This is a genomic window from Rhodovibrio sodomensis, assembly GCF_016583645.1.
Lineage (GTDB): Bacteria > Pseudomonadota > Alphaproteobacteria > Kiloniellales > Rhodovibrionaceae > Rhodovibrio > Rhodovibrio sodomensis.
Window position 1 is genome coordinate 36,836 of sequence record NZ_NRRL01000017.1, and the last position, 24,219, is coordinate 61,054.

The following is a 24,219-nucleotide window of genomic DNA, read 5'->3' on the forward strand; positions in this document are numbered from 1 at the left end:
GCTGGTGGTGTGGCCGGGAGGCGGACGATGACCGACCACGAGGATTCGCTGGTGCGTTGCGTGAGCGTGCCGGCGCCGCCCGACGCGGCCTGGCGGACCTTCGTCGACCGGTTCGCCGATTGGTGGCCGCGAGCCTACAGCTTCAGCCAGGACGCGCTGGAGACGATCGGCATCGAGGCGGTTCCGGGCGGCCGCTGCTTCGAGCGCGACCGCGACGGCCGGGTGCTCGCCTGGGGCACGGTCGTGACCGCCGAGGCGCCGCACCGGCTGGTGTTCCTGTGGCAGATCACCGCCGACCGGCGAATCGAGCCGGACACCGCCCGGGCCAGCGAGGTCGCGGTACGCTTCGAGGCCGCCGGGTCGGGGACGCAGATCATCCTGACCCACCGCGCGTTCAGCCGGCACGGCGGCGACGGGCGCGCCGACCGCGACGGCATGGCCTCCGACCAGGGCTGGACCTACGGCCTGCGCTGCTTCGCCGACGCGGCTGGCGGCCCGGGAGGCGGCGGCGCGCGTTCTCGCGCCTAGTTTGTACGGCTCTGGACGCAGAATCTGGGCCTTGCGTGCAACCACCAACCTTTCGAATAAATATATTCGTTGGGTTCTATTTCAGACTGAATTGCGCCCTCTGGACGGAACATTAAAGACGATTCCGGACGACTGGGTACGCGGCGCATCATAACAGTCTTGTATTTCGGCCCGACCCGATCGTCTAATTGCGAGCCGGCCGGACGGGCCCGATCGATCCCCTGCGCGCCAAAGCCCGATCGGACACCGCGGAACCACCATTGGCGTGGAGCCCGCTCTTCGCCCCCGCGACCAGAGCAGGCTTCGCCGCCAGCGTGGAAGCCGCCTTCGCCGGTCCTGCTGGAAGCGCCACGCCCCGTCCGGCACCGGCTAACCGCCTTCATGTGGAAGGACATTCCAGATGCGTGAGACCTTTCGGACCGGACCCTGGCTGATCGCCGGGGCGCTCGCCGGCGGGCTCGCGGTGTCCGCCGCGTCCGCCGAGGACGCGCCGAGCGCCGCCGACCTTGGCACCTACAGCCGAGCCATCACGACGACGTCGCCGCAGGCTCAGGCGGCGTTCGATCGGGGGCTGCGACTGGCCTACGGGTTCGCCCGCGCCGACGCGATCGCGCTGTTCAAGCAAGCCCAGGCCGCCGACCCGGCGTGCGCGATCTGTGCCTGGGGCGAGGCCTGGGTCACCGGCCCCTACCAGAACAATCCCGCCGGGGTCGGCGACGAGCGCGACGCGCAGGCCGCGGCGGCCCGGGCCCAGCGGCTTGCCGGCCCGGCGGCCCCCTGGGAACAGGCGCTGATCGCCGCCATGGCGGTGCGTTACCGGCTCGACGACACCCCGGAGCACGCGGTGGGCAAGAGCGCCTACGCCGCCGCCATGCGGTCGGCCGCCGCGGCGCATCCCGACCACACGGAGGTCCAGACCCTGTACGCCGAAGCGCAGATGATGCTGCGGCCCTGGCGTCTCTACCGCGCGGACGGCACGCCGTTTCCGGAAACCACGGTCGCGACCGACACCCTGGAACGGGTGCTCGCCGCCGATCCCGGCCATCCGGGCGCGTGCCATCTCTACATCCACGCCGTCGAGGCCGCGCGCCCGAGGGACGCCGAAGCCTGCGCCGACCGGCTCGCCGCGAGCATCCCGGGGATCAGCCATATCCAGCACATGCCCTCGCACATCTACGTGCACGTGGGCCGCTACGCCGATGCGGTCGCGGCGAACCAGAGGGCGCGCGCGCTCGACCGGGCCGCCAAGAACGGCCAGGGCGTGGCGATCTACCCGAGGCACAACACGATGATGCTGATGTTCGCGGCCTGGCTGGACGGCCAGAGCGCGGTGGCGATCGCCGCCGCCCGGGACCTTGCCGTCGAGCGCCCGGAGGACGTCCATCAGCAATACCTGGTGCTGGCCCGGTTCGGCCACTGGGACGCGCTGCTCGCCGCCTCCGAGGGCCCGGAGGGCAGGTTCCAGAACGCGATGTGGCGGTTCGCCCGCGGCCTGGCGCACCTGCGCACCGGCGACCGGGCCGGCGCACAGGCGGCGCTGGATGCCCTCGCCGCGGCCCGGGCGGCGACCGACCCCGCGGCCACCTACCACTTCTTCGCCCACAGCCAGCGCCGGCTGCTCGGCATCGCCGAGAACATCCTGGCGGGCGAGATCCTGGCCGCGGAGGGCGACCGCGCGCGGGCGGCCGATCGCCTGCGCGCGGCGGTCGAGCTGGAAGATGGGCTGGCGTACAGCGAACCGGAGCCCTGGCCGCTGCCGGCACGCGATTTCCTGGGCGCGTTGCTTCTGGACGCCGGTCGGGCCGACGCCGCGGAAGCCGTCTACCGGGAAGCGCTCGCCGACCATGTCGGCAACGGCTGGGCGCTCACCGGACTGCGGCAGAGCCTGGCGGTGCAGCGGCGGCTTCCCGAAGCCGACGCGGCCCGGCGTCTGTTCGACCAGGCGTGGGCTCGGGCCGACGTCAAGCTGGCGGCCTCCAGGTTCTAAAGCCGCCCCGCTGACCCGACAGCGCCGTGCCCGATTTCGCCCCGGCCGTCCCGGCGCTCGGCGGGGTCGGGCACGGGCGCGGACTGGGCGGATCGCGGCGACCCGTGCACGCTGTGCCCGGACGCTGTGCCCGGACGCTGTCCCCGGATGTCACGGGCCGGCGGCGGCAGCCGGCTCCGCCAACGGGACCGTCAGGCAGGCGCGGGCGCCGCCGGCTTCGCGGTTGGCGGCGGTCAGGGTGCCCGCCATCCGCTCCGCCAGCGCCTTGGTGATCGCCAGGCCCAGCCCCGTACCCGCCGGACGGACATCGGCCGATCCCGGCGGGGTCAGGAACGGCTCGCCCAGGTTGTCGAGCAACTCAGCCGGGAACCCCGGTCCGCGGTCCTCGACGCAGATCGCCAGGCCCGCGGCGGCATCCGCCGGCCCGGCCATCAGCCGGACGCGCCCGCGGTCGGGCGAGAACTTGAGGGCATTGGACAGGAGGTTGAGCAGGCACTGGTGCAGGGCGCGCCGGTCGGCGTGCAGGCGCGTGCCCATGGGCAGGTCCGCGGCGACTTCGAGCGCGATCTCCCGGCTGTCGGCGATCGGCTGCACCGCGCTCACCGCCGCCGCCAGCGCCTCGGCCGCGTCGATCGCCGCCAGCTCCAGCGGGAACGCGTCGTTCTCGATCCGCGCCAGGTCCAGGATATCGTTGATCAGCTCCAGCAGGTAGCCGCCGCTGGCGTGGATGTGCTCGACGTAGTCGCGCAGCTTGTCCGGCGACAGACCGTCTCCCATGGTGCGCAGCAGGTCGGCGAAGCCGAGGATGCCGTTGAGCGGCGTGCGCAGCTCGTGGCTCATGTGCGCCAGGAACTCGCTCTTCGCCCGGTTGGCGTTCTCGGCCCGGCGCAGCGCGGCCTTCGCCTCCGCCTCGGCCTGCTTGCGATCGGTGATGTCCCGCACCGTGCCTTCGTAGAACAGCGGCGCGCCGTCGGCGTCGCGCACTAGGTAGGCGTTTTCCGAGATCCAGATGCGCTCGCGCGTCGCGTGGCGGTAGACCTCGCTCTCGAAGTCGTGCACCGCGCCGTCGCGGAGCAGCAGCGCCCGGAAGCTGCCGCGGCGGTCGGGGTCGACGTACCACTCCCGGGCGATGTCGGTGACGCCGGCCAGCTGTTCGGCCTCGTTACGATAGCCGTTGAGGACGCACAGCGCCGGGTTGGCGCGCAACTGCCGACCGTCGAGCGTTGAACGGTAGATGCCCTCGCGCGCGCGTTCGAAGATCCGGCGGTAGTCCGCCTCCGCCTCGCTCAGGCGGTGCTGCGTCTCGACCAGTTCGGTCACGTCGGCGACGCTGCCGAAATAGCCGACGACCGCGCCGGTGTGATCGTTGATCGGGTTGGCGTGTTCGGACACCCAGATGATCCGCCCATCGACCCGGCGCGCCCGGACCACCCGCCCCTGCACCGCCTCGCCCGCGTCGTTGCGGCGCCGCAGTTCGGCCTGGTCGGCCGGGTCGGCGTAGAACTGCGCGGCCGGTTGGCGCGAATTGATCAGCTCGCCGGCGGTGGCGAACCCGAGCAGCTGGGCGAGGTAGGTGTTGGCGTAGGTGTAGGTGCCGTCGCGCGCGGTCGCATAAATGCCCACGCCCGCGCCCTGGACCATGCGCTGCAGCGTCTCCGGCGACAGCTGACCGGTCGGTTCGTCTGAGTTCGGCTGGCGATCGCTGTCGGCCCGCCTCGCCGAGGACCCGCCGTCGCACGCGTCCGCCTCGCGGCCGGTGTCGCCGGCGCCATCGGACGTCGTTGGGCGCGTACTCATCCGCGAGGCCTCCCAGTGGGCACGCCGTATTTTCGGAATTGCCCCGAGCGTAAACGCCCAGGCGTTAAGATTGTTTTAGACCGACACGCCGTACGCCCCGCCGCCCCGTTGGGATCGCCCTCCAAAGGTTCGCATCTGAACATATGGGCGTGTGATCATACCAGTTTTTCGGCGTGAGGCCGCTGGCACCTTTCGCATTTGTTCGTTTTCGCAGGTGCGAAGGCGTATCGATTTTCGTTTGCGAACGACACCCGGTTGCGCGCCCGCCGCAAATACCCTAGGCTGCGACCAACGCGCGCATCGCGATCCGCCGATCAACAAGGCGGCCGGGCGCGCACGACGCCGCAGCCGGCGGCGACTCAAGGGTAGCAAGAACTTCCCGGTGCGCCAGTCCGAAAGACCGGCCACCCGCCCCGGCACCGGATGCGGCCAGACGGGTCACCACACCCGTGGGGAGGCAACGTGAGTGAAGCACCGCACGCGGCGCCCGTTCGCGCGCCCGCCGGCAACGGCGGCGCTGCGGCCGGCGGGCGCCCGACCGGCGCGCCGATCGACCTTCTGGTGATCGGCGGCGGCATCAACGGCGCCGGCATCGCGCGCGACGCCGCGGGTCGCGGGCTGTCGGTCGTGCTGTGCGAGCAGGCGGACCTCGCCCAGGCCACCTCGTCCGCCAGCACCAAACTGATCCACGGCGGTCTGCGCTATCTGGAACAGTACGAGTTCCGGCTGGTGCGCGAGGCGCTGATCGAGCGCGAGGTGCTGCTGGGCAACGCCCCGCACATCATCTGGCCGCTGACCTTCGTCCTGCCCCACGTGTCCAAGCTGCGCCCGGCGTGGATGGTCCGCTTGGGCCTGTTCCTCTACGACCACCTGGGCGGGCGCAAGCGCCTGCCGGGCTCGCGCGGGGTCGACTTCACCAAGGATCCCTTCGGCGCGCCGCTGAAAGACGATGTCCGTAAGGGCTTCGCCTACTCCGACTGCTGGGTCGAGGACAGCCGGCTGGTCGTCTTGAACGCGCAGGACGCGCGCGAGCACGGCGCCGAGGTACTGACCCGCACCGCCTGCCGGCGCGCCCGGCGCGGCGACGACGGGCTTTGGCACGCCTCCCTGGAGGCCGCCGGCCCGGGCGGCGCGGACCGCACGTTCACCGCGCGCGCGGTGGTCAACGCCGCCGGTCCCTGGGTGACCCAGGTGCTGGGCCAGGTGACCGGGGTGAACCGCCCGGTCGGCCTGCGCCTGGTCAAGGGCAGCCACCTGGTCGTGCCCAAGCTGTACGACGGCGACCAAGCCTACATCCTGCAGAACGACGACCGCCGGATCGTCTTCGCGATCCCCTACGAGCGCGATTACACGCTGCTCGGCACCACCGACAAGCTGTACGAGTCCGATCCGGGCCAGGTCGAGATCGACGCCGACGAGCGGGCGTACATCTGCCGCGCGGCGAACCGCTACTTCAAGCGGCAGGTCAACCCGGACGACGCGATCTGGCACTACTCCGGCGTGCGGCCGCTGTACGACGACGCCAACGAGAACGTCTCGGCGGTCACCCGCGATTACGTGTTCGACGTCGATGGCGGGTTCGGGAAGGACAGCGAGGGCGACGGCGGCGACGGAACGCCGCCGCTGTTGTCGGTGTTCGGCGGCAAGATCACCACCTACCGCAAGCTGGCCGAACACGCGATGGACAAGCTGCTGCCGCTGTTGGGCACGCGCGGCCGGTCGGCCGCGCCGGCCTGGACCGAGCACGCGGCCCTGCCCGGCGGCGACATCGCGAACGCCGACTTCGAGGGCTACCTGGCCGACCTGCAGCACCGCCACGACTGGCTGCCTGCGCACATGGCCCGGCGCTACGCCCGCGCCTACGGCACGCGCACCGAGCGCATCCTGGCGGGCGCGGCAAGCCTGGACGACCTGGGCCCGCACCTGGGCGACGAACTGTACGGCGCGGAGGTGCGTTACCTGCAGCAGCACGAGTGGGCCCGCACCGCCGACGACATCCTGTGGCGGCGCACCAAGCTGGGGCTGCACCTGTCCGAAGCCACCCAGGACGCGCTCGCCGCGCACCTGGGCGAGACCGCCGGCGCCAGGACGGGCGCCGGCGCCCGCCTGAAATCCGCGCGCAGCCAGGGGGTGGCCGCGAAATGACGCTGACGCTCACCAACGTCACCAAGACGGTCGCCGGGGAAACCCACCTGGCCGACGTCTCGACCGAACTGCACCCGGGCGGCTTCTACATCCTGCTGGGCCCGACGCTCGCCGGAAAGACCTCACTGATGCGGCTGATGGCCGGCCTCGACCGCCCGACCGAGGGGCAGATCGAGATGGATGGCCGGGACGTGACCCGCGTGCCGGTGCGCAAGCGCAACGTGGCGATGGTCTACCAGCAGTTCATCAACTACCCGTCGTTCACCGTCTACGACAACATCGCCTCGCCGCTGCGCCGGTCCGGCATGCGCGCCGAACAGGTCGACACCAAGGTGCGCGAGGCGGCCGAGACGCTGAAGATGAGCCATCTGCTGGACCGGCTGCCGGGCGAGCTGTCGGGCGGTCAGCAGCAGCGCACCGCGCTCGCCCGCGCGATGGTCAAGGACAGCGAGGTGCTGCTGCTCGACGAGCCGCTGGTCAACCTCGACTACAAGCTGCGCGAGGAACTGCGCGTCGAGCTGCGCGAGATCTTCGCCCGGCGCAGCGCGATCGTGGTCTACGCCACCACCGAACCGGAAGAGGCGCTGATCATGGGCGGCAACACCCTGGTCCTGCACCAGGGCCGGGTGCTGCAGCAGGGCCCGACCACGGACGTGTTCCGGCATCCCGCCTCGATGCAGGTCGGCCGCTCGTTCTCCGACCCGCCGATGAACTACGCGGCGGGCGATGTCCGGCAGGACGGCAACGGCAACCGCGAGGCGGTCCTGGCCGGCGGCATCCGGCTGCCGCTGCTGGGCCACCTCGCCCGGCTGGCGCCGGGGCGCTACCACTTCGGCGCGCGCGCCAGCCATCTGTCCGTCAAGCGCAACCGCGAAGACGACCTGTCGTTCAAGGCGGCCGTCACGCTGTCGGAGATCTCCGGCTCGGAGACTTTCGTCCACGTCGACTTCGGCGAGGACCACGACTGGGTCTGCCAGGAGGAGGGCGTGCACCGCTTCGAGCTGGGCCAGCAGATCGACGTCTTCGTGAACCCGCGCGACGTCTACGCATTCGACACCGACGGCTGGTTGGTCGCCTCGCCCGTGCGCGACAAGACCCGCCAGGCCGCGCAGTAGGAAGGCTCCATCGATGTCCCGGATCGTCCTGGACCAGGTCGCCCACAGCTACCTGCCGCATCCGCAGACCGAAGCCGACTGGGCGCTGCGGGAGATGGAGCACGTCTGGGAGGACGGCGGCGCGTACGCGCTGCTGGGCCCGTCGGGCTGCGGCAAGACCACCTTGCTGAACGTGATCTCCGGCCTGCTCCAGCCAAGCCAGGGCCGGGTGATGTTCGACGACACCGACGTCACCGCGCTGCCCCCGCAGCAGCGCAACATCGCTCAGGTTTTCCAGTTCCCGGTGATCTACGACACCATGACGGTGGCGGAAAACCTGGCGTTCCCGCTGAACAACCGGAAGTTCGACAAGACCTACGTCAAGCAGCGGGTCGAGGAGGTCGCGCAGATGCTCGACCTCGAGGGCGACTTGCACAAGAAGGGCGCGCGCCTGTCCGCCGACGCCAAGCAGAAGATCTCGCTCGGCCGCGGGCTGGTCCGCGCCGACGTGGCGGCGATCCTGTTCGACGAACCGCTGACCGTGATCGACCCGCAAATGAAGTGGCAGCTGCGCCGCAAGCTGAAGCAGATCCACGAGCAGACCGCGACCACGCTGGTCTACGTCACCCACGACCAGAACGAGGCGCTGACGTTCGCCGACAAGGTGGTGGTGATGTACGAGGGCCAGGTCGTCCAGGTCGGCACGCCGCAGGAGCTGTTCGAACGGCCCAGCCACACCTTCGTCGGCTACTTCATCGGCTCGCCCGGAATGAACCTGCTGGACTGCCAGCTGGAGGGCAAGGAGGCCGTCGTGAACGGCGGCCGGGTGCCGCTCAACGAGGCGGCCGCCCAGCGCGCCCACAACGCCACCGGCCGCCTGCAGCTGGGCATCCGCCCGGAGTTCCTGAGCTTCGACGCGCGCGGCCAGAACGGCCTGCCGGTCCGCGTCGAGCAGGTCGACGATCTGGGCAACTACCAGATCCTGACCGTCCGGCTGGGCGGCGAACTCTTGAAGGTGAAGATCGCGGAGGACGCCGAGCCGCCCGGCGAGGACGGCAGCCTGCGGTTCCCGCCGGACTGGACCCGGCTTTACGCCAACGGACAACTGGTCGGCTAGGCCTTGAGCGCCCGGCGGCCGACGCACGCGACGCTGCCCATGCCCGTGCCCCAAGGGCACACGACGAGAAGGCGGCGCGCCCTGGGAGGAGAGATAAAACGCCATGGATAGATGGCCCGACCATAAGGCGTGGTTCCTGGTCCTGCCGGTGGCGGTGCTGGTCGCCTTCTCGGCGATCATCCCGCTGATGACGGTGGTGAACTACTCGCTGCAGGACGTGCTGGGCGGGACCTACTTCTTCGTCGGCGCCGAGTGGTTCGAACAGTTGCTCCACTCCGACGCCCTGCACGGCGCGCTGCAGCGCCAGTTCATCTTCTCGTTCACCGTGCTGGCGATCGAAATGCCGCTCGGCGTGGCGATCGCGCTGGCCCTGCCGCGGCGCGGCTGGCAGGTCTCGCTGTGCCTGGTGCTGGTGGCGCTGCCGCTGCTGATCCCGTGGAACGTCGTGGGCACGATCTGGCAGATCTTCGGCCGTTCCGACATCGGCCTGGGCGGCTGGACGCTCAACGAACTCGGGATCGCCTACAACTATACCAGCAACTCGGTCGACGCCTGGCTCACCATCGTGGTGATGGAGGTGTGGCACTGGACACCGCTCGTCGTGCTGCTGGCCTACGCCGGCCTGCAGGCGATCCCGGACGCGTACTACCAGGCCGCCAAGATCGACGGCGCCAGCGCCTGGGCGGTGTTCCGCTACATCCAGCTGCCCAAGATGCGCGGCGTGCTGACCATTGCGCTGCTGTTGCGCTTCATGGACAGCTTCATGATCTACACCGAGCCGTTCGTGGTGACCGGCGGCGGCCCGGGCAACTCGACCACCTTCCTCAGCCAGTACCTGACCCGGCTGGCGGTGGGGCAGTTCGACCTCGGGCCCGCCGCCGCTTTCTCGATCATCTATTTCCTGATCATCCTGGTGTTCTGCTACGTCTTCTACCGGGCGCTTGAGGGCATCGGGAAGGGAGCGCCGTAAAGCCATGGTCATGCGCAAGCGCTCGTTCGCGCTCACCGTCTATCTCGTGCTGTTGATGCTGCCGATCTACTGGCTCATCAACATGTCGCTGAAGCCGAACGAGGAGATCCTCGGGGCGCTCACGCTGTACCCGCACGAGCTGACGTTCCAGAACTACATCAAGATCTTCACCACGCCCGACTGGTACCAGGGCTACATCAACTCGATCATCTACGTCGGGCTGAACACGGTGATCTCGCTGGTGACCGCGCTGCCGGCGGCCTACGCCTTCTCGCGCTACCAGTTCATCGGCGACAAGCACTTCTTCTTCTGGCTGCTGACCAACCTGATGGCGCCGCCGGCGGTGTTCCTGCTGCCGTTCTTCCAGCTCTACTCCACCTTCGGACTGATCGACACGCACCTCGCGGTGGCGCTCGCGCACTGCCTGTTCAACGTGCCGCTCGCGGTGTGGATCCTGGAAGGCTTCATGCGCGGCGTGCCCAAGGAGATCGACGAGACCGCCTACATCGACGGCTACTCCTTCCCGCGGTTCTTCGTGCTGGTGTTCCTGCCGCTGATCCGCTCGGGCATCGGTGTGACGGCGTTCTTCTGCTTCATGTTCTCCTGGGTGGAACTGCTGCTCGCGCGCACCCTGACCACGACCGCCGCCAAGCCGATCGGCGCGGTGATGACCCGCACGGTCTCGGCCAGCGGCATCGACTGGGGCCTGCTGGCCGCCGCCGGCGTGCTCACCATCGTGCCCGGCGCGATCGTGATCTGGTTCGTCCGCAACTACATGGCCAAGGGCTTCGCGCTCGGCCGCGTCTAGAGCAAAATCGATGAAGGTCTGGTCGACCTTCATCGTGAATTTTGCTCTAACTGCTTGAAGAGAGAGCAAGATTCAGCTGAAAGGTGGCTTCACCTTGCAGCATCTTGCTCTAGACCGCCGGCCGGAACGCGCAAGGCGAGGCAAGGGATAAGGAAGGGCGATACCGCCATGGATCTCAGCTGGATGGCCTGGACCACGCCGACGGCGATCTTCTTCGTCACCATCTTCCTGCTGCTGTGCGGGATGACGGTGTGGGAGGTCGTCCAGCCGACGGTGCCGCGCAAGGGCTTGCTGCCGCTGGTGACCACGCGCGGCGACCGCTTCTTCATCAGCCTGCTGTCGGGCGCCTGGCTGCATCTGGCGTGGATGTTCTTCACCGACATCACGCTCTGGGTGCCGCTGGCGATCATGGCGGTGGGCATGGCCGCGATTCTGCGCTGGGGCTGACCCGGGGTTCGCGAGACAACCGACGGGCAACCGGGTCCTCAGGGCAGAGACGACAGGGACGATGCTTCGCCGGGCCGCTCGCAGGCGCCCCGGCGGACGCGGACGATGCGCCGGTCAAGCCTTCCGGCGGCGCAGCGCTCCCGCGGTCCCGAAACTTCAAACCCGGAAGGCGCAACGAAACCGGGGAGGTTTCAGATCATGAAATCCCGTACCGCGGACGGGTCCTGCTGGGCCCGCTTCCGCCTCCTCGCAACGACCGGCGCCGTCGCCGCGACCGTGGCGCTCGCCGCGGGTCCGGCGACCGCCCAGGAGAAGTCGTTCGAGGAGCGGATGGAGATCGCCCGCAAGTGGGTCGAGGAAGAGTTCCAGCCCTCCACGCTCTCCAAGCAAGAGCAGATGGAGGAGATGGAATGGTTCATCAAAGCCGCGGAGGAATTCCGCGGCATGGACATCAAGGTGGTGTCCGAGACGATCGCCACCCACGAGTACGAGTCGGAGACGCTGGCCAAGGCCTTCTCCGAGATCACCGGGATCAACCTGACCCACGAGCTGATCCAGGAAGGCGACGTCATCGAGAAGCTCCAGACCCAGATGTACTCTGGAGAGAACATCTATGACGCCTACGTCAACGACTCCGACCTGATCGGCACGCACTACCGCTACAAGCAGGTCGTGCCGCTGACCGACTGGATGAAGGGCGAGGGCAAGGACGTCACCCTGCCCACCCTCGACATCGACGACTTCATGGGCAAGTCGTTCACCACCGGTCCGGACGGCAAGCTCTACCAGCTGCCCGACCAGCAGTTCGCGAACCTCTACTGGTTCCGCTACGACTGGTTCCAGCGCGAGGACCTGCAGAAGCGCTTCAAGGAGCGCTACGGCTACGAGCTGGGCGTTCCGGTCAACTGGTCGGCCTACGAGGACATCGCCGAATTCTTCACCGAGCACGTGAAGGAGATCGACGGTAGGAAGGTCTACGGCCACATGGACTACGGTAAGAAGGACCCGTCGCTCGGCTGGCGGTTCACCGACGCCTGGCTGTCCATGGCCGGTGCCGGCGACAAGGGCCTGCCCAACGGCAAGCCGGTCGACGAGTGGGGCATCCGCGTCGACGACTGTCACCCGGTCGGGTCCACCGTCGCCCGCGGCGGCGCCACCAACGCCCCGGCCAGCGTCTACGCCCTGCGCAAGTACATCGAGTGGCTGGACAAGTACGCCCCGCCGCAGGCCTCCGGGATGACCTTCTCCGAGGCCGGCCCGGTGCCGGCGCAGGGGCAGATCGCCCAGCAGATCTTCTGGTACACCGCCTTCACCGCGTCGATGGCGAAGCCGGACCTGCCGGTCACCGACGAGAACGGCAACCCGAAGTGGCGGATGGCGCCCTCGCCGCACGGCCCGTACTGGGAAGAGGGCATGAAGCTGGGCTACCAGGACGCCGGCTCGTGGACGCTGATGAAGTCCACGCCGGTCAAGCGGCGCAAGGCGGCTTGGCTGTACGCCCAGTTCACCGTCGCCAAGACCACCTCGCTGAAGAAGACCCACGTCGGCCTGACCCCGATCCGGGAGAGCGACATCGAGCACAAGTCGTTCACCGAGCGTAAGGAGGAGCTGGGCGGCCTGGTCGAGTTCTACCGCTCGCCCGCGCGCGTGCAGTGGACCCCCACGGGCACCAACGTGCCGGACTATCCCAAGCTGGCCCAGCTGTGGTGGAAGAACGTCGCCCTGGCGGTCACCGGCGAGATGACCCCGAAGCAGGCGATGACCAGCCTGGCCCAGCAGCAGGACGACGTGATGGCCCGGATCGAGCGGGCCGGCGCGCAGGAAGTCTGCGGGCCCCAGCTGAACGAGAAGCGCTCCGCGGAGTACTGGTACAACCAGCCGGGCGCGCCCAAGCCCGAACTCGAGGACGAGAAGCCGCAGGGCAAGACGGTCAAGTACGACCAGCTGATCCAGCGCTGGGAGCAAGCCCGCAACTAAACCGGGGACCAGCGCAAGACGACCGATACCCCTGCCTGAGCGGCAGACCTCGACGGGGCGGGTTCCAGCGGAACCCGCCCCTTTTTTGCGCGCGTTACCGACGTTCGCTCGACAGCCGCTCGGACAGCTGCGGCGACGCGGCCGGCTGGCGGTCGGTCACCGCGTGCGACGGCGCGGCGGCGTCCAGCCGCAGCTCGACGGCCGTCATCGCGCCCGCGGTCAGGGCGGCGGCGAGCAGGAACGGCCAGAGGTCGATGCGCCGTTCCAATGCGGCGCCCGTGCGCAGTTCGGGCTGGCGGCGGTGCGAACGGCGGGTCACTCGGCGGATCATCGCGTCCTCCTTACGTCCGATGTCTCTCGACTGGACGCGATCCTGCGGCAGACTGCGGCGGGCTCCTGTGGCGACCGTCACAGTGCGGTACGCTCCCGGCGGCGCGCGGCGGGGGTGCGGGGCCGGCCGTCGGCGCGACACACCGACGTGCTGACGCGCCGGCCCAGCACCGGCATACTCCCTCACATGTCGATGAACATGCAGCTGACCGATCTGGCGCTGATCCTCTCGGCCGTCGTGCCGATCGGGGTCGTGTGCGTCCTGTCGGTGATCGTCGCCCGGCGCACCTTCTCGATGCGCAACGCCATGCGCGCCCGCAAGCGCGCGGCGGCGGAGAAGGCCAAGCGGACGGCGCGCCCGTGACCCCGGCGCGGGACCGCGCGGCGGCGACACCGCCCGCCGGCACCGGGCCCCAAGCCAAGGCCAGACGCGTCCGGCGTGCCTACGCCGTCAGCACCGCGAGCGAGCCGTCGGGGTTTTCGACGATCCGGACGTCGTCGACCATCGGCTTGATGTTGTCGACCGCTTGCTTGATGTCGGCGGGCCACTGGCTGCGCGGGACTTCCGGGCGGTTGTACTCGTCGACCACCTTGTTGCGGCCGCCGCCCGCGGCCGGGCCGCCGTCGCCGTCCGGCGCGTCCAGGCCCATCTTCTCGCGGTACTGCTTGCGCCGCTTCGCCTCGCCCATCGCGGTGTCCTCCCGTTCGCCCGCCGTTGCGCGGTGTATACTGACTAGAGCAAGATGCTGAAAGGTGAAGCCACCATTCAGCTGAACCTTGCTCTCTCTTCAAGCAGTTAGAGCAAAATTCACGATGAAGGTCCACGCGACCTTCATCGATTTTGCTCTAGCGCACGCTGGCGGCCGACATCAACGTTCCGGCCCGGTGACCGACTTGCCGGACAGCGCGCCCGCGGCCTTGGCGGCCTTGTTCGCCGCCTCGCGCGCCGCCTTGCTGGCCGCGCGCTGCTCGGCCCGCTGGGCGCGCGCGCTCTTGGGCTTGCCGCAGGGCTCCAGCGTCATCGCGACCTCCGGCGGGGCGAACAGGATCACCGTGTCGCCCGCGCCCGGCCGGAAGCCGCCTTCCTTGGCGCGGAACCAGACCTCGCCGCTCGGCTCCAGGGTCGCGACCGGCACCGCCTGATGGGGCAGCTTGGCGACCCCGCCGCGCGCCAGGCGCAGGCAGCGGAACTGCCAGCCCTCGCGCAGGCGGTCGTCCAGCCAGTCGCTGTCGTAGCCCTCGCCCAGCAGCACGCGTCCGCGCGCCTCGGGGCGCAGCTGCGACGGCGCGGCCTCCGGGTGGCTGGCCAGCTGGAAGGTCCGGTCGATCCCCTGCTCGAGCGCGAACTGCGAGGCGACGAGGGCGTTGTAGCTGTCGCTGTCGGTCGCGGCGATGACGTGCTCGAAGCGCGACAGGTCGAGCCGCTGTTCGGCCTGCTCCGACAGGATCTCGCCGGCGAAGGTGGGGACGTGCGTCTCCGCGATCGTCAGGTGGTGCGGGTTGGTGTCGGCGAGCACGACCGGCAGACCGATCCGGTGCAGCGCGTCCGCCAGCGCCGCCGACCAGGGCGTGGCGCCGACGATCAGCACGTCGTGCTCCGGCCCCGCGGCGAGGCCCAGCTTGCGGCCGAGCCAGCCGACCGTGCTGCCATGCAGGACCACGGTCACGAACACCACCAGGAACGCGAGCGGAACCAGCGCGTCGGCCTGCGGGTAGCCCTGCTCCACCAGCCGGGGACCGAACACGCCGGCCACGGCGACGCAGACGATCCCGCGCGGCGCGATCCAGCCCAGGAACAGCCGTCGCTTCAGGCTGAGCCCCAGCCCGATGGTCGCGAGAAACACCGACGCGGGCCGGATCACGAACAACAGCGCCGCGACGAAGGCGACCAGACCCCAGTCGACCTGCTGCGCCATCGACGGCTCCAGCGTCGCCGCGAGCACGACGAACAGCCCGGAGATCAGCAGCACGCCGATGTTTTCCTTGAACCGGCGCAGCTGGTCGAGATTGGCCAGGCCGAGGTTGGCGAGCCCCGCGCCGAACAGCGTCACCGAGATCAGGCCGCCCTCGGCCTGCAGCCAGTTGCCGCCGGCGTAGACCACCGCGACCAAACCGGTCAGCACCGGCGCTTTCAGGAACTCCGCGATCTCCCCGCGCCGGTTGGCCCAGGCGAAGCCCCAGGCCGCCGCCACGCCGAGCACGGCGGCGCCGATCACCCCGCCGACCGCGTGCAGCAGGAACGCACCGGGCGAGGTCGCGTCCTGGACCAGATACTCGAACACCACCACGGCCAGAATGGCACCCAAGGGATCGTTCAGGATGCCTTCCCACTTCAGCGTGCGCGCGGTTTCCCGGTCCAGCTTGGCCTGGCGCAGCAGCGGGATCACCACGGTCGGCCCGGTGATCACCAGCAGCGCGCCGACCACGAAGGCGACCGACCAGGAGAAGCCGGCCAGGAAGTGCGCGGCCAACGCCGCCAGGATCCCGGTCATCGGCACGCCCAGCAGCAGGATGCGCTTGACCGTGCCGCCGACCTGCTTGAGCTCCTCGCGCTCCAGCGACAGGCCGCCCTCGAATAGGATCACCGCCACGGCCAGCCCGACCAGCGGGCGCAGCAGCTCGCCGAAGTCGGCGTGCGGCGCCACCAGACCGGTCGCCGGGCCGAGCAGCAGACCGCCCGCGGTCAACAGGATCACCGCGGGCAGATACAGGCGCCAGGCCAGCCACTGCGCCGTGATTCCGGCCGCGGCGATCAGCGCCATCTTGCCGAGCAGCAGATGTTCCAAGAGACGCGGTCTCCTCGTTGGCGTCGGGGGTTGCCGCGAGGTCGTCGTTGGGCGGCACGCCGGCGATGAACGCGACACGGACGCTCGGCGCGCGACCGCAATCGGCCTTGTCGGGGTTCTGGGGTCCGGGCGCCCTCGCGGCGGCACACGCGCGACAGATGGCCCCGGGGGTCGACACGGTGAAGGGTCGCGCGGGATTTCGCCTGATGCCTCGGTCCCGGGCGTCCGCGCCCCGGTAAGCGGGCCCCGGTTCGCGGGCCCCGGTTCGCTGGCCCCGTCCGCCGGCCCGTGTATTTGACACGCCGCGCACCCTTGTGGCGCTGCGAAGGGGTGTGTTCGTCTATCCAGCCGTTAACGCCCGGGCGGCCACGACGTTCGGGCCACCAACCGAACAGGGAGGAGACGGATGAGCACAGCGCACACCCTGAAACGTGCGGCGGTCGGCGGCAGCTGCGCCGTCGCGATGGCGCTCGCCGCCGGCTCGGCCAGCGGGCAGGAAGTCAACCCGAACGCCACGCTGGTGCTGGGCACGACCGACCAGCCGGTGTCCTACGACCCCGCCGGGTCGTACGACCTGCCGTCCTGGACGGTGATCTACAACACTTACAGCTTCCTGATGACCCTGCCGCCGGGCGAGACCACGCCGGTGCCGGACGCCGCGAAGTCCTGCGGCTGGTCGGGCGAAAAGACCTACAAGTGCACGCTGCGCCGGGACATCCAGTTCACCAACGGCGACCAGCTGACGGCCGAGGACGTGAAGTTCTCGTTCAACCGGGTGATCCGGATGGACGAGCCGAACGGCCCGTCCAGCCTGCTCTCGCCGATCGACTCGATCGCCACGCCGGACAAGTGGACGGTCGTGTTCACGCTTAACAGCCACACCGCGACCTGGCCGTACATCCTGGCGACCGGCGCGGGCGCGATCGTGCCCAAGGGCGTCTACCCGCCCAACAAGCTGCAGCCGTCGGATCAGGTCGTCGGCTCCGGCCACTACGAGGTCGCGGCCTACAAGCCGAACGTCCAGACGGTGCTGGAACGCAACGAGGACTATTACGGCGAGCAGACCGCGCGGAACAAGCGGGCGATCATCCAGTACTTCTCCAACTCGGCGACGCTGAAGCTGGCCGCCCAACAGGGCACCGTCGACATCGCCTATCGCAAGCTGACGCCGACCGACATCGCGGCGCTGCGCGGCAACACCGGCGACAACCTGCGCCTCGTCGAAGGCAAGGGCACGGCGATCCGCTACCTGGTGTTCAACCTGTCGCTGGAGCCCGGCAAGCACCGCGCCGTGCGCCAGGCCGCCGCCTACATGATGGACCGCGAGGCGATCGCCCAGAACGTCTACAACGGCACGGTCGAGCCGCTGTACTCGATGGTGCCGGCCGGCCTCGAGGGCCACATCGACGCCTTCAAGGCGGAGTACGGCACCGGGACCAACGTCGAGGCAGCCCGGCGCGTGCTGAACAAGGCCGGTATCGAGACGCCGGTCGAGCTGCAGCTCTGGTACACGCCGAAGCACTACGGCGACAGCTCGGCGGACGAGTACGCCGAGATCCAGCGCGCGTTCGAGACGGACAACGTGTTCGACGTGACGCTGGAGTCGACCGAGTGGGCGCGCTACGTCTCCGCGGCCACGACCGACCAGTACCCCGCCTTCCAGATGGGCTGGTTCCCGGACTATCCGGACGCGGACAACTACATCGCGCCGTTCTACGGCTCCGAGACGATGTGGCTGAACAACCACTACAAGAACGAGCGCGTGGACGAGTTGATCCGCCAGGAGCGGGCCAGCGAGAACCCGCAGGTGAGGATGCGCGCGTTCAAGGAGATCCAGCGGATCACCGCCAAGGACGTGCCGATCATCCCGGTGTTCCAGGCCAAGCAGATCGCCGTGGTCAACGACCGGATCAAGGGCATCTCCAAGACCCTGGATCCGTCCTACGTCTTCCGTTACTGGGTGATCGGCAAGACCCAGTGATCGGCGTTTGACGACCGGCCCCCGGCGGACCTATCCGCCGGGGGCCGGCGTTTCGTTTTGAGCCCGCCCCTATTCCCGTGTGACCCGGTGCTCAGATCATGGCCTCGCAGACGACCTCGCTGCGCGCCTACGCGCTGAGCCGCCTCGTGCTGGCGGTGCCGATGATCCTGATCCTGCTGTCGTTCGTGTTCCTGCTGATGCGGGTGGCGCCGGGCGACCCGGTCGCGGCGGCGCTGGGCGGCAAGGTCAGCCAGGAGGTGCTGGAGCGCAAGCGCGCGGCGATGGGCCTGGACGAGCCGATCTACGTCCAGTTCGCCGACTACATCTCCGACGTCTTCACCTTGGACTTCGGCATGACGATCACCGACAACCGGCCGGTGCTGGAGGTGATCCTGAACAACGGCGCGGCGACGCTGGAGCTGGTGTTCTTCGCCATGGTGATCGCGACCACACTGGGCATCCTCCTGGGGCTGATCACCGGACGCCTGCGCGATACCCCGATCGACGTCACCGGCCGGCTGTTCGGCATCTTCGTCTACGCCACGCCGGTGTTCTTCCTGGGCTTCCTGGGCCAGCTGATCTTCGGCGCCGGATTGAACTGGCTGCCGGCCAGCGGCCGGGCGAGCCCGATGGTGCAGTACACCCTGGAGCGCACCACCAACCTCCTGGTGCTGGACGCGATCATCGCCGGCAACTGGACCGCGCTCTGGGACGTGGTGCGCCATCTGATCATGCCGGCGACCACGCTGGGCCTGCTGATCACCGGCGTGCTGCTGCGCATGGTCCGCGTGAACCTGCTGCAGACGCTGCAGGGCGATTACGTCGAGGCCGCGCGCGCCCGCGGCGTCAGCGAGCCGCGCGTGGTCTACAAGCACGCCTTCCGCAACGCGCTGGTGCCGGTGGTCACCATGATCGGCCTGCAGTTCGCGCTGATGATGTCGGGCGCGATCCTGACCGAGACGACCTTCAACTGGCCGGGTCTGGGCAACCAGCTGGTGCGCTACCTGAACAACCGCGATTACACCGGGGTGCAGGGCATCATCACCTTCTTCGCCGTGGTGGTGGTGCTGATCTCGGTGGTGATCGACTTCGTCAACGCCTGGATCGACCCACGGGTGAGGTACTGATGGCCGCTCCCGACGACAGCCGGGTCCCCCGGCGCCCCGGGCTGCTCGGCCGGCAGTTCCGGCGGGTGTCCGGGCCGATCAAGGAAAGCCGCGGCCTGCCGCGGGTGGTGCTGTGGATCGGCACGGCGATCACCGGGATGTGGGTCCTGGTGGCGATCTTCGCGCCCTGGATCGCGCCCTACGGCTACGCGCAGTACCAGACCGCGGCGGGCGAGCGTTTCCCCAAGCACCTGCCGCCCAACATGGACCACCTGCTGGGCACCACCGTGCAGTCGACCGACGTGTTCTCGCGGATCATCTGGGGCGCGCGCACCGAGGTCGAGGTGGTGATCCTGGCGGTGCTGTTCTCGCTCGCCATCGGGCTGCCGGTCGGGCTGATCTCCGGCTTCAAGGGCGGCTGGCTGGACCGCGTCCTGGTCTTGATCATGGACGCGCTGTTCGCCTTCCCCTACCTGCTGCTCGCCATCGTGATCGCGTTCCTGCTGTCGGACGTGCTGGCGAGCGGGGTGCTGACGGCTGCGATCGCGATCTCGGTCGTCTACGTGCCGCAGTACTTCCGGGTGGTGCGCAACCACACGATTTCGGTCCGCGAGGAGCCGTTCGTCGAGGCCGCGCGCGCGATGGGCGCCCGGCCGCGCTGGATCGTGACCAAGTACGTGTTCGCCAACGTGGTGCAGTCGGTGCCGGTGGTCGCGACCCTGAACGCGGCGGACTCGATCCTGACGCTCGCCGGGCTGGGCTTCCTGGGCTACGGCATCCAGCCCACCCAGGGGGCGGAATGGGGCTACGACCTGCAGCGCGCGATCGCGGATGCGGGTGCGGGCATCTGGTGGACCGGTCTGTTCCCGGGCATCGCCATCGTCTCCCTGGTGACCGGCCTGACGCTGCTGGGCGAGGGGCTGAACGATGTGCTGAACCCACTGTTGCGCCCGCGCCGGACCGAGCCGGTCAAGTTCCCGGACAAGCAGGACGACGGCGCCGAAACCGGGCGGACGCAACCGGAACAGCGGGGCAAGTCATGACCACGGCCAACCGCAACGCCAGCGGCAACGGCGACGGCGAGCCGATCCTGTCGGTGCGCGACCTGCGGGTCTGGTACGGCACCGCCAAGGGCGCGGCGCAGGCGGTCGACCGGGTCTCGCTCGACATCGCGCCGGGCGAGGCGGTCGGCCTGGTCGGCGAAAGCGGCTGCGGCAAGTCCACCCTGGGCCGCGCCCTGATGGGCCTAACCCCGCAGTCCGCCGCGCACGACGGCAAGATCATCTACCGCGGGCAGGACGTGCTGGCGATGACCAGGCGCCAACGTCACGCCCTGCGCGGGCCGGAGATCGGCCTGATCTTTCAGGAGCCGATGACCCGGCTGAACCCGCTGATGCGGATCGACGACCATTTCGACGAGACGGTGCGCGCGCACGAACCGGGGCTGAGCCGGGCGGAGATCAAGCGCCGCTCGCTGGAAACGCTGGGCCATGTCGGCATCCCGCCGACCCGCTTCCACCAGTACCCGCACGAGTTCTCCGGCGGCATGCGCCAGCGGATCATGATCGCGCTCGCGCTGGTGCTGAAGCCCAAGCTGCTGATCGCCGACGAGCCGACCACCTCGCTCGACGTGCTGGTCGAGGCGCAGATCCTGCGCCTGCTGAAGGACCTGCAGACGGAGTTCGGCACGGCGCTGCTGATGATCACCCACAACCTCGGCATCGTGGCGGAGGCGTGCGACCGGATGGCGGTGATGTACGCCGGCCGGGTCGCGGAAGACGGCGAGGTCGGGAGCGTGTTCGCCAACCCGGGCCACCCGTATACGCGCGAACTGCTGCGCTCGACGATCTCGCTGTCGACCAAGCAGCTGAGCCACATCCCCGGCTCCCCGCCCAACCTGGTGACGCCGCCCGACGGGTGCCGCTTCCATCCGCGCTGCCCGGACGCCATGCAGGTCTGTGCCCAGAAGGTGCCGGTGGCGACCCATCCGCGGCCGGGCCAGCGGGTCTACTGCTGGCGCCACGGCCCGGACGACCGGATTCCGGACGGCGGCGAGCAACCGCTGCAGCAGGAGTTCGACCATGTCGACGAAGCCTGACAGGTCGACCAAGCCCGAGGCCGCCCCCGCGCAGCCGGCGGCGACCGGACGGCCCGACGGCGACACCTCCACGCCGCTGCTCAAGCTGGACGAACTGAAGACCTACTTCCCGCTGCGCGGCACCTTCCTGGACCGGCTGATCGGGCGGGAGTCCGGCTGGATCAAGGCGGTCGACGGCGTGTCGCTGGACGTCAAGCGCGGCGAGGTCGTGGGGATCGTGGGCGAATCCGGCAGCGGCAAATCCACGCTGGGCCGCACGCTGCTGGGCCTGGCGCCGGCGACCTCCGGCGCGGTCACGTTCGACAGCCGGAACGTGGCCGCCCTGAAAGAGCCGCAGCTGCGCCAGCTGCGCCTGCGCATGCAGCTGGTGTTCCAGGACCCGCACGCGTCGCTCAACCCGGCGATGGACCTGCGCACCGCGATCGCCGATCCGCTGAAGATCCACGGCATCACGCACGACCCCGACGACCTGGACCGCCGGGTGCGCGAGGTCCTGGAGGTGGTCGGGCTGAGCCCGCCGGAGCGTTTTCTGGACAACTATCCGGGCGAACTATCCGGCGGGCAGAAGCAGCGCGCGGTGCTGGCGCGGGCGCTGATCCTGAACCCGGACCTGTTGGTACTGGACGAGCCGGTATCGATGCTGGACATGAGCGTGCGCGCGAAGATCCTGAGCCTGCTGGGCCGGCTGAAGGACGAACTGGGCCTGACCTACGTCTACATCACCCACGACCTCGCCACGGCCAAGTTCTTCTGCGACCGGATCGCGATCATGTACCTGGGACGGGTCGTCGAGACCGGCCCGCCGTCGGCGATCTACGACGATCCCAAGCACCCCTATACCAAGGCGCTGCTGCGCGCGATCCCGGATCCCGACCCGTCGCGCCATGTCCCGCGCGACCTGCCGCGCGGCGAGGTGCCGGACGCGGTCAACCCGCCGCTCGGCTGCGCGTTCCATCCGCGCTGTTCGATGGCCTACGGGCCGTGCGGCTGGGAAGGACGCGACCTGCGCGAACTGCTGGAGCGGCGCTGGACCCGGATCCCCGAGGAGCAGTACGAGCGCGAGCGCGCGGTGATCGGCGAGTTGGCTCGGATCGACATGCCCGCGAGCCGGGTCGAGGTACCGGCGGGCAAGGGCTATCAGGGCGGCGACGTGGTGGAGCTGCTGGAAACGGTCCGCGCGGACGCGCCCAACGACCCCTTCTGGCACGGCGTGCACGCCATCCAGGCGGAAGACGGTCACGCCCGGGTCGACTTCAACACGCCCCACGACCCGGTGCTGAAGCAGCAGGGCCGGGTCCAGGTCGCCTGCCACCTGTGGGACCCGGAACTTGCGCCGCGCGACGGACCGGCCGCCGCTTCGGGTGGCGACGGCCGCGACCGCGCGCAGCAGTAACGGGGCGGAACGGGAGCGGCGCGGTCACGGGCCGCGCGGGCTCACGCCAGCAGCGGCGCCAGGAAGGCGTCCAGGTCGCCGCCGTTGAACAGGTGCGCCGGGATGCCGACGGCCCGTGCCGCGGCGCGGTCGCGCTCGCTGTCGCCGACCAGCAGGCTGCGGGCGGGATCGATCCCGTACTGCTCGATCAATCCGCGCAGCAGGCCCGGGGCCGGCTTCCGACAGGCGCAGCGCTGCGCGTAGGCCGGCACGACGCCGTCGGGATGGTGCGGGCAGTAGCGGAACCCGTCGATCCGGGCACCTTCCTCCTGGAAGCGCGCGCGCATCCAGGCGTGCAGCGCGGCGACGTCGTCCTCGGTGAAATAGCCGCGCGCCACCCCGGACTGGTTGGTGACCACGAACACGCGGTAGCCGGCGGCGTTCGCCCGCCGCACGGCGGCCACCGCGCCGTCGATCAGAACCAGCCGGCCGCGCGAGCCGACGTAGCCGAGATCGCGGTTCAGCACCCCGTCCCGGTCCAGAAACAGCGCCCGCCCGTCTGCCGGCTGGCTCATCGTCGGCCCCGTGGGAATGGTGATCCTGGCCCGTTTTAACCACCGCGCCCCCGCTTTCGCCAGCACCGGGGCATGCGCGGCCAGCGCGTATCGAGACAACCGGACTCGCGCACCCGATCGTACCCGGCTAAGCTCCCGCGATCTGGCGTGGGGCGCGGGAGGCTTCGGGGGTGCGCTGGCTGGTCACGGGCGGCTGCGGATTCATCGGGGCGAACCTGGTCGCCGGCCTGCTGGCGGCGGGCGGCCAGGCCGTGCGCATCCTCGACGACGGCCGCGCCGGCGCCGACAGCCTGGGTGGGCTGGGCCTCGACGTCCGACGCCTCGACCGCCGCCACGGCGACGTGGGCGACGCGCCGGCCGTGCTGGCGGCCGCCCGCGACGCCGGCGTGATCGTGCATCTGGCCGGCGCCGCCGGGGTCGCGGGCTCGCTCGCCGATCCGCGCGGCGACGCGGCGGCCAACGTGCTGGGCACTCTGAACGTCCTGGAAGCCGCCCGGCAGACCGGCGCGCGGGTGGTGTTCGCCTCCACCACGGCGCCGCTGATCGGCGCGGCGCCGACGATCGACGAGCGGACCCTGCCCGCGCCGTGCGTGCCCTACGGCGCCAGCAAGCTGGCGGCGGAGGCCTATTGCCACGCCTACGCCCGGTCGTTCGGGGTCGCCAGCTGCGTCTTACGCCTGACCAACGTCTACGGGCCCGGCAGCGCGCACAAGACCGGGGCCGTTGGCCGCTTCCTGGCGGACGGGCTGGCGGGCCGGGCGCTCACCATCACCGGGGACGGCCTGCAGACCCGGGATTTCGTCTATACTCCGAGTCTCTGGAGACCCGAATTCGGGCTTGACGCGAGGTAGAATCGGGATTCAGCTGCGAGCATGATACGCCCCGGTTTCCTTTCCTTTGAAGATCGCCGCGAACTCGAAGCGTGCGTGCGTCGGCATCGCGTGGACCACGGCGTTGCACGGCGGGCAAATGCCCTTCTGCTGCTGGATGACGGCAAAAGTTGCGCCCAGATCGCGGAGTTCCTGTATCTGGACGACGATACGATACGGGGATGGCACAAGGCGTATCAGCGCGACGGCTGGGAAGCTCTGGCTCGGGATG

At 69.7% G+C, this 24,219-nt stretch carries 22 protein-coding genes; 17 read left to right on the top strand and 5 right to left on the bottom strand.

What is annotated here, in order from left to right; genetic code table 11:
* Window positions 1-27: 27 nt before the first annotated feature.
* Window positions 28-528, top strand: coding sequence for an SRPBCC family protein (locus tag CKO28_RS08985; RefSeq protein WP_200340304.1), 501 nt, complete (start codon window positions 28-30; stop codon window positions 526-528).
* 400 nt (window positions 529-928) lie between these two features.
* Window positions 929-2,515: a hypothetical protein gene (locus tag CKO28_RS08990; protein WP_200340305.1), complete on the top strand. Its 1,587-nt coding sequence runs from the start codon at window positions 929-931 to the stop codon at window positions 2,513-2,515.
* A gap of 150 nt (window positions 2,516-2,665) precedes the next feature.
* Here the strand turns inward: CKO28_RS08990 and CKO28_RS08995 are convergent, their stop codons facing one another.
* The gene (locus CKO28_RS08995; RefSeq protein ID WP_200340306.1) at window positions 2,666-4,312 is read right to left on the bottom strand and encodes a sensor histidine kinase; all 1,647 of its coding nucleotides are present in this window, start codon (window positions 4,310-4,312) and stop codon (window positions 2,666-2,668) included.
* Window positions 4,313-4,861: 549 nt separating this feature from the next.
* Here CKO28_RS08995 and glpD point away from each other — a divergent pair.
* From glpD to CKO28_RS09030, 7 genes are all read left to right on the top strand, one after another.
* On the top strand, window positions 4,862-6,457 hold the full coding sequence (gene glpD / locus CKO28_RS09000; RefSeq protein WP_338050089.1) for a glycerol-3-phosphate dehydrogenase: 1,596 nt from the start codon (window positions 4,862-4,864) through the stop codon (window positions 6,455-6,457).
* Entirely contained in the window at window positions 6,454-7,572 is a 1,119-nt protein-coding gene (locus CKO28_RS09005) for an ABC transporter ATP-binding protein (protein WP_200340308.1), read from the top strand. The genes glpD and CKO28_RS09005 overlap by 4 nt, the downstream gene beginning before the upstream one ends.
* A 13-nt stretch (window positions 7,573-7,585) precedes the next feature.
* A complete protein-coding gene (locus CKO28_RS09010) occupies window positions 7,586-8,668 on the top strand; it encodes an ABC transporter ATP-binding protein (protein ID WP_200340309.1) in 1,083 nt (360 codons plus the stop codon).
* 103 nt (window positions 8,669-8,771) lie between these two features.
* The gene (locus tag CKO28_RS09015) at window positions 8,772-9,638 is read left to right on the top strand and encodes a carbohydrate ABC transporter permease (RefSeq protein WP_200340310.1); all 867 of its coding nucleotides are present in this window, start codon (window positions 8,772-8,774) and stop codon (window positions 9,636-9,638) included.
* A 4-nt stretch (window positions 9,639-9,642) separates the two neighbouring features.
* Window positions 9,643-10,446 carry a carbohydrate ABC transporter permease gene (locus tag CKO28_RS09020; RefSeq protein ID WP_200340311.1) on the top strand — a complete coding sequence of 268 codons (804 nt, stop codon included), beginning with the start codon at window positions 9,643-9,645 and terminating at the stop codon, window positions 10,444-10,446.
* Between the two features lie 168 nt (window positions 10,447-10,614).
* Window positions 10,615-10,893 carry a DUF2160 domain-containing protein gene (locus tag CKO28_RS09025; RefSeq protein WP_200340312.1) on the top strand — a complete coding sequence of 93 codons (279 nt, stop codon included), beginning with the start codon at window positions 10,615-10,617 and terminating at the stop codon, window positions 10,891-10,893.
* Window positions 10,894-11,091: 198 nt separating this feature from the next.
* A complete protein-coding gene (locus CKO28_RS09030) occupies window positions 11,092-12,870 on the top strand; it encodes an ABC transporter substrate-binding protein (protein WP_200340313.1) in 1,779 nt (592 codons plus the stop codon).
* Window positions 12,871-12,964: 94 nt separating this feature from the next.
* Here CKO28_RS09030 and CKO28_RS09035 read toward each other — a convergent pair whose 3' ends face one another.
* Window positions 12,965-13,201 carry a hypothetical protein gene (locus tag CKO28_RS09035; RefSeq protein ID WP_200340314.1) on the bottom strand — a complete coding sequence of 79 codons (237 nt, stop codon included), beginning with the start codon at window positions 13,199-13,201 and terminating at the stop codon, window positions 12,965-12,967.
* Between the two features lie 186 nt (window positions 13,202-13,387).
* Here CKO28_RS09035 and CKO28_RS09040 point away from each other — a divergent pair, with 186 nt between their 5' ends.
* Window positions 13,388-13,564 carry a hypothetical protein gene (locus tag CKO28_RS09040; protein WP_200340315.1) on the top strand — a complete coding sequence of 59 codons (177 nt, stop codon included), beginning with the start codon at window positions 13,388-13,390 and terminating at the stop codon, window positions 13,562-13,564.
* A gap of 79 nt (window positions 13,565-13,643) precedes the next feature.
* Here the strand turns inward: CKO28_RS09040 and CKO28_RS09045 are convergent, their stop codons facing one another.
* Complete coding sequence (locus CKO28_RS09045) at window positions 13,644-13,889, bottom strand: hypothetical protein (RefSeq protein ID WP_200340316.1); 246 nt, start codon at window positions 13,887-13,889, stop codon at window positions 13,644-13,646.
* Window positions 13,890-14,069: 180 nt separating this feature from the next.
* Complete coding sequence (locus CKO28_RS09050; RefSeq protein WP_200340317.1) at window positions 14,070-15,986, bottom strand: cation:proton antiporter; 1,917 nt, start codon at window positions 15,984-15,986, stop codon at window positions 14,070-14,072.
* A gap of 406 nt (window positions 15,987-16,392) precedes the next feature.
* Here CKO28_RS09050 and CKO28_RS09055 point away from each other — a divergent pair, with 406 nt between their 5' ends.
* From CKO28_RS09055 to CKO28_RS09075, 5 genes are all read left to right on the top strand, one after another.
* Complete coding sequence (locus CKO28_RS09055; RefSeq protein ID WP_200340318.1) at window positions 16,393-17,967, top strand: ABC transporter substrate-binding protein; 1,575 nt, start codon at window positions 16,393-16,395, stop codon at window positions 17,965-17,967.
* A 98-nt stretch (window positions 17,968-18,065) separates the two neighbouring features.
* Window positions 18,066-19,094: an ABC transporter permease gene (locus CKO28_RS09060; protein ID WP_200340319.1), complete on the top strand. Its 1,029-nt coding sequence runs from the start codon at window positions 18,066-18,068 to the stop codon at window positions 19,092-19,094.
* Complete coding sequence (locus tag CKO28_RS09065) at window positions 19,094-20,116, top strand: ABC transporter permease (protein WP_200340320.1); 1,023 nt, start codon at window positions 19,094-19,096, stop codon at window positions 20,114-20,116. The genes CKO28_RS09060 and CKO28_RS09065 overlap by 1 nt, the downstream gene beginning before the upstream one ends.
* Entirely contained in the window at window positions 20,113-21,171 is a 1,059-nt protein-coding gene (locus tag CKO28_RS09070) for an ABC transporter ATP-binding protein (RefSeq protein ID WP_200340321.1), read from the top strand. Before CKO28_RS09065 ends, CKO28_RS09070 begins: the two co-directional genes overlap by 4 nt.
* Window positions 21,155-22,564 (top strand): ABC transporter ATP-binding protein, encoded by a 1,410-nt coding sequence (locus CKO28_RS09075; protein ID WP_200340322.1) that lies wholly within the window; start codon window positions 21,155-21,157, stop codon window positions 22,562-22,564. The genes CKO28_RS09070 and CKO28_RS09075 overlap by 17 nt, the downstream gene beginning before the upstream one ends.
* Window positions 22,565-22,605: 41 nt before the next feature.
* Here CKO28_RS09075 and CKO28_RS09080 read toward each other — a convergent pair whose 3' ends face one another.
* Entirely contained in the window at window positions 22,606-23,217 is a 612-nt protein-coding gene (locus CKO28_RS09080) for a D-glycero-alpha-D-manno-heptose-1,7-bisphosphate 7-phosphatase (RefSeq protein WP_338050088.1), read from the bottom strand.
* A 71-nt stretch (window positions 23,218-23,288) separates the two neighbouring features.
* Here CKO28_RS09080 and CKO28_RS09085 point away from each other — a divergent pair, with 71 nt between their 5' ends.
* Both CKO28_RS09085 and CKO28_RS29275 read left to right on the top strand, forming a co-directional pair.
* Window positions 23,289-23,969, top strand: coding sequence for an NAD-dependent epimerase/dehydratase family protein (locus tag CKO28_RS09085; protein ID WP_200340323.1), 681 nt, complete (start codon window positions 23,289-23,291; stop codon window positions 23,967-23,969).
* A 21-nt stretch (window positions 23,970-23,990) separates the two neighbouring features.
* Window positions 23,991-24,219, top strand: a 229-nt coding sequence (locus CKO28_RS29275) for a helix-turn-helix domain-containing protein (RefSeq protein WP_200340324.1), incomplete at its 3' end; no start/stop codon positions are given.

Coding starts and splice junctions, on each gene's coding strand:
- CKO28_RS09010 (WP_200340309.1), top strand. CDS start 7,586: ATGTCCCGGATCGTCCTGGACCAGGTCGCCCACAGCTACCTGCCGCAT.
- CKO28_RS08990 (WP_200340305.1), top strand. CDS start 929: ATGCGTGAGACCTTTCGGACCGGACCCTGGCTGATCGCCGGGGCGCTC.
- CKO28_RS09040 (WP_200340315.1), top strand. CDS start 13,388: ATGTCGATGAACATGCAGCTGACCGATCTGGCGCTGATCCTCTCGGCC.
- CKO28_RS08995 (WP_200340306.1), bottom strand. CDS start 4,312: ATGAGTACGCGCCCAACGACGTCCGATGGCGCCGGCGACACCGGCCGC.
- CKO28_RS09070 (WP_200340321.1), top strand. CDS start 20,113: ATGACCACGGCCAACCGCAACGCCAGCGGCAACGGCGACGGCGAGCCG.
- CKO28_RS09015 (WP_200340310.1), top strand. CDS start 8,772: ATGGATAGATGGCCCGACCATAAGGCGTGGTTCCTGGTCCTGCCGGTG.
- CKO28_RS09065 (WP_200340320.1), top strand. CDS start 19,094: ATGGCCGCTCCCGACGACAGCCGGGTCCCCCGGCGCCCCGGGCTGCTC.
- CKO28_RS09025 (WP_200340312.1), top strand. CDS start 10,615: ATGGATCTCAGCTGGATGGCCTGGACCACGCCGACGGCGATCTTCTTC.
- CKO28_RS09005 (WP_200340308.1), top strand. CDS start 6,454: ATGACGCTGACGCTCACCAACGTCACCAAGACGGTCGCCGGGGAAACC.
- CKO28_RS09045 (WP_200340316.1), bottom strand. CDS start 13,889: ATGGGCGAGGCGAAGCGGCGCAAGCAGTACCGCGAGAAGATGGGCCTG.
- CKO28_RS09030 (WP_200340313.1), top strand. CDS start 11,092: ATGAAATCCCGTACCGCGGACGGGTCCTGCTGGGCCCGCTTCCGCCTC.
- CKO28_RS09035 (WP_200340314.1), bottom strand. CDS start 13,201: ATGATCCGCCGAGTGACCCGCCGTTCGCACCGCCGCCAGCCCGAACTG.
- CKO28_RS09020 (WP_200340311.1), top strand. CDS start 9,643: ATGGTCATGCGCAAGCGCTCGTTCGCGCTCACCGTCTATCTCGTGCTG.
- CKO28_RS09060 (WP_200340319.1), top strand. CDS start 18,066: ATGGCCTCGCAGACGACCTCGCTGCGCGCCTACGCGCTGAGCCGCCTC.
- CKO28_RS09055 (WP_200340318.1), top strand. CDS start 16,393: ATGAGCACAGCGCACACCCTGAAACGTGCGGCGGTCGGCGGCAGCTGC.
- CKO28_RS08985 (WP_200340304.1), top strand. CDS start 28: ATGACCGACCACGAGGATTCGCTGGTGCGTTGCGTGAGCGTGCCGGCG.
- CKO28_RS09075 (WP_200340322.1), top strand. CDS start 21,155: ATGTCGACGAAGCCTGACAGGTCGACCAAGCCCGAGGCCGCCCCCGCG.